This window comes from Hymenobacter agri (assembly GCF_054778495.1).
The window spans coordinates 1-3,910 of record NZ_BAAGZM010000405.1 but is presented as its reverse complement, the minus strand read 5'-3'; the positions used below and the strand labels follow the sequence as shown (position 1 = coordinate 3,910).

Here is a 3,910-nt window from a genome sequence, read left to right as displayed (position 1 = left end):
GGCGTTTGGGCGGCGGCGGGGCGGGCCAGCAGCAGGGCCGCGGCCAGCAGGGCACCCCACAGGGGGCGAAGGGTAATCGTGTTCATCAGCAGGAAAAAGGAAGGAGGAGCCGGACAACAGATGCCGACCCGGCAGCGAGGTTGCCTGACTGGCCAGCAATAATTTTCTATTTGTGCTCCGGTTATCAGCGCCAGGCAACAAACGTTACATGGGCCATTATTATTTTTTGGAGTGAGCAGCAGCGTCATGGCCGGGGCAGGGTGGGGTGAGAAGACTGCGTCAAAGGTCCTGCCCAGCCCTAAGGCCGGCGCTCCAAGCTATTATTTGACCCGTCCCAACTTATGATTTAGCCCACGCTGCCTCGCCAAGCGGCTATTCTATTTGCCAGCAACTGGCGGTAACTGGCGCGATGGCAGCGGGCTATTCGGTATTTGCCCGGCGGCAATTCGCTTTTATTGGGGCGCGGCCACGCTGTATATTCGGCGGTTCCAACCGCTTCTCTCGCGCTACCATGCAGCATCTGCACCGCACCCCGCTCGACCAGCTTTTCGTTATCGACATCGAAACCGTGCCCTGCGTGGATTGCCACGACAGCCTCGATGAAACACTGCGGCTGTTGTGGGAGCACAAGAGCGAGAGCCTGCGCCGCCAGCACGGCTACACCGGCCGCGCCCATCCCGCCGAGCCCTTGCCCGACCAGCTGTCGGCCGCCAGCCTGTTTGAGCAGGCCGGCATTTACGCCGAGTTTGGCAAGGTGGTGTGCGTATCGGTGGGCTGCTTCGTGTTCGATAAGGAAGAGGAAACCGTGCGCTTCCGGGTGAAAAGCTTTGCCGACCACGACGAGAAAACTCTGCTGCGCGATTTTGCCGGCCTGCTGGCCAATAAGCCCAAATTCCTGCTCTGCGCCCACAATGGTAAGGAATTCGACTTCCCCTATCTGGGCCGGCGCCTGCTCGTGCACGGCCTGCCCTTGCCGCCACAGCTCGACTTGGCCGGCAAAAAGCCTTGGGAAGTACCTCACCACGACACCATGGAGCTGTGGAAGTTCGGCGACCGCAAGTCGTATACTTCCCTTAACCTATTGGCGGCCCTGTTTGGCATTCCCACGCCTAAAGCCGATATGAACGGGGCCGACGTAGCGCGGGTGTATTGGAATGACCACGACCTGCCGCGTATTGCGCACTATTGCCAGAAGGACATCATCACCACGGCCCGCATCCTGCAGAAGTTTCGGGGCGAGGAACCCGTGCGCGACGAGCACATCGTGTACGCCGATGCAACCCCGGCCCCCATGCGGCGGGTTGTGTGAGCAGCATCGTGTTTCATTCCATCCTTGCCCCACGGCAACCGGCTTTCGGCTGTCACGCTTAATCGGGCAAGGCCGCATTTTCCATCTATTACCATAGCTGATATTTATCTCAAATATTTTCCTATGAACCCGTTATTAGGATGTAAAAGGCCGGCAGCTTTCGCCCGACAATACCCGCGACCAGCCGCCGCTACGATATCAGCAGCATTGTGCTGAAGCAACAATCCGGCGATGCCAACTGCAGCATTCGCACCACCCGGCGCGAGGCCACCGTGAACGGCCAGCAACGCGACGGCGCACACCGTGCCCGGGCGCCTGCTTAGCTTTGAGCCGGTTGTGGTGCCTCGTGGCACTGCAACCGGCTCTTTTTTGGCTCTTATCCATTCCCGATGCGTCGTTTGTTTTCGATGGCTGCGCTGGCTACGGCCGCTGCTTTTTCTGTTCCCGCCCACGCCCAAACGCCCTCGGCGGTGGCCGGCAATGCCTTCGTGCGCGACAGCCTGGCCAGCTACGTGCAGCGCGGCCTCAAGCTCTGGAATATTCCTGGCCTGGCCGTGACGGTGGTGAAGGACGGGCAGGTGGTCGTGTCGCAGGGCTTCGGCACCAAAGCCGCTGGCAAGACCGAGCCCGTGGACGGCAACACGCTGTTCCTCATTGCCTCCAATTCCAAGCTATTCACCGGCACGGCCATTTCGCAATTGGTGGAGGAGAAAAAGCTGAAGCTCGACGACCCGGTGCGCCAGTATCTGCCCGACTTCCGCCTCTACGACTCGACCACCACGCGCCTCGTCACCATTCGCGACGTGCTGGGGCACCGCATGGGCACCAAGACGTTTCAGGGCGATTTCACATTCTGGGACTCCAACCTGAGCCGGGCCGAGATTCTGCAAAAAGTGCGCTACCTGAAGCCTACAGGCCTGTTCCGGCAGCAGTACGGCTACAGCAACTACGGCTTCCTGGCGGCGGGCGAAGTCATCCCCGCCGCTACGGGCGGCACCACCTGGCAGGACTTTGTGCAGCAGCGCATCCTTACGCCTCTGGATATGCGCAACACCTACCCCAGCACGGCCGGCGCCGCGCAGCGGGCCAACATCGCACTGCCCTACACCACGGCATTCGGCCCGCTCACGCGGGTGCCGTTCGATGAGGTCGATAATTTCGGGCCGGCCGCCAGCCTGGTTTCCAACGTGAACGACCTGGGCCACTGGCTGCGCTTCCAGCTCGACAGCGGCAAGTACAACGGCCAGCGCATCATGCCCTGGGCCACGCTGCGCCGCACCCGCGAAGGCAACACGCTGGTGAGCGCCAGCAAGTCGCCCATCTATCCCAGCCACTTCCGCACTTACGGCCTGGGCGTATTCTCAGCCGACTACAACGCCCGCCAGATTTACTGGCACACGGGAGGGGCCAACGGCTTCGTAACCAACGTGTGCTTCGTGCCCGAAGAAAACCTGGGCCTGGCCGTGCTCACCAACCAGGACAACCAGAGCTTCTTCGAGGCCCTGCGCTACCAGCTGCTCGATGCCTACCTGGGCGTGCCCTACGTGGACCGCAGCCGCCAGCTCTACAACTTCGCTAAGAACGGCAATGCCGAAACCGCCAAGAGCGTGGCCGAGCTGGCCGCCCGCGTGGGCAAGAAAAACAAGCCCGCCCGCAGCCTGAAGGACTACGCCGGCACCTACACCAATCCGGTGTACGGCACCATCACCGTCGAGCCCAAAGGCAAGCAGCTGCTCGTACGCTTCTCGCACCACCCCACCCTCACCATCACCCTCGATTACATGGACGGCGATACTTTCCGCAGCACGTTCTCCAACGCGGCTTACGGCATTTTTGCCGCGCCCTTCGCCGTGGAGAACCGGCAGGTGAAGACGCTGGAAATCCGGGTAAACGACGGGTTGGAGCAGGACCCATACGTGTTCACGAAGCAGTAGACTGGCGGGCAGCCGTAGGCTGTTTTAGGGGTAGCTTTGTCAGGAATTGCGTCCGTTTTCCTTTCACTATCCTTTTCAGTTTATGCGTTTTCTCTACACGTTTGGGTTATTGCTGGGATTGGCCAGCGCGCCCGTGCTGCCGGCCGTCGCCCAGCAGCTCGACCCCAGTTTTGCGCCCAGCCGGCTCACCTCGTCGGGCGGAGGCGTGTTCACCAGCCTCAAGCAGCCGGACGGGAAAGTGCTCATGGCCGGCTTCTTTCAATTGATGAATGGGCAACCGGCGCCCATGGTGTCGCGGCTCAACGCCGACGGCAGCACCGACCTCGCGTTTCGGGCACAGGCCGGCAGCGGCCCCAATGCAACCGTAACCGCCCTGGCCCTGCAGCCCGATGGCAACATTCTGGTAGCCGGGCAGTTCGACCGCGTAAATGGGCAGGCCAGTAACGCCATTGTGCGCCTACTGCCCACCGGTGCCCGTGATGCCACCTTCACTTCGCCCCTGACCAGCAGCGCGTTTGTATTCGACATGGTGCGGCAGGCCGACGGCAAAATTCTGGTGGGCGGCACCACCGTCACCAACCGCGGCGACGTGCTGACGCGCCTGCTGCCCGACGGCACCCTCGACCCGGCTTTCGCCCCGGTGGGTTCGAGCGGCGTGCTATTCAGC

4 protein-coding genes are annotated in these 3,910 nt (G+C 61.8%); 3 read left to right on the top strand and 1 reads right to left on the bottom strand.

The annotated features are described in order from the left end of the window. On the bottom strand, positions 1-248 hold a 248-nt coding region (locus ACYVDE_RS16635; RefSeq protein ID WP_460502675.1), incomplete at its 3' end, for a hypothetical protein. Positions 249-511: 263 nt separating this feature from the next. On the opposite strand from ACYVDE_RS16635, the gene ACYVDE_RS16630 reads away from it, so the two are divergent. The 3 genes from ACYVDE_RS16630 to ACYVDE_RS16620 form a co-directional block, all read left to right on the top strand. Beyond that, positions 512-1,309, top strand: a complete 798-nt coding sequence (locus ACYVDE_RS16630; RefSeq protein WP_460502674.1) for a 3'-5' exonuclease — start codon at positions 512-514, stop codon at positions 1,307-1,309. A gap of 389 nt (positions 1,310-1,698) precedes the next feature. Then, the gene (locus tag ACYVDE_RS16625; RefSeq protein ID WP_460502673.1) at positions 1,699-3,243 is read left to right on the top strand and encodes a serine hydrolase; all 1,545 of its coding nucleotides are present in this window, start codon (positions 1,699-1,701) and stop codon (positions 3,241-3,243) included. Between the two features lie 82 nt (positions 3,244-3,325). Continuing rightward, positions 3,326-3,910: delta-60 repeat domain-containing protein (locus ACYVDE_RS16620; RefSeq protein ID WP_460502672.1), on the top strand; the 585-nt coding region annotated here is incomplete at its 3' end.

Excerpts from the sequence above, each read along its gene's own strand:
- ACYVDE_RS16630 (WP_460502674.1), top strand. The coding sequence starts at position 512 with ATGCAGCATCTGCACCGCACCCCGCTCGACCAGCTTTTCGTTATCGAC.
- ACYVDE_RS16625 (WP_460502673.1), top strand. The coding sequence starts at position 1,699 with ATGCGTCGTTTGTTTTCGATGGCTGCGCTGGCTACGGCCGCTGCTTTT.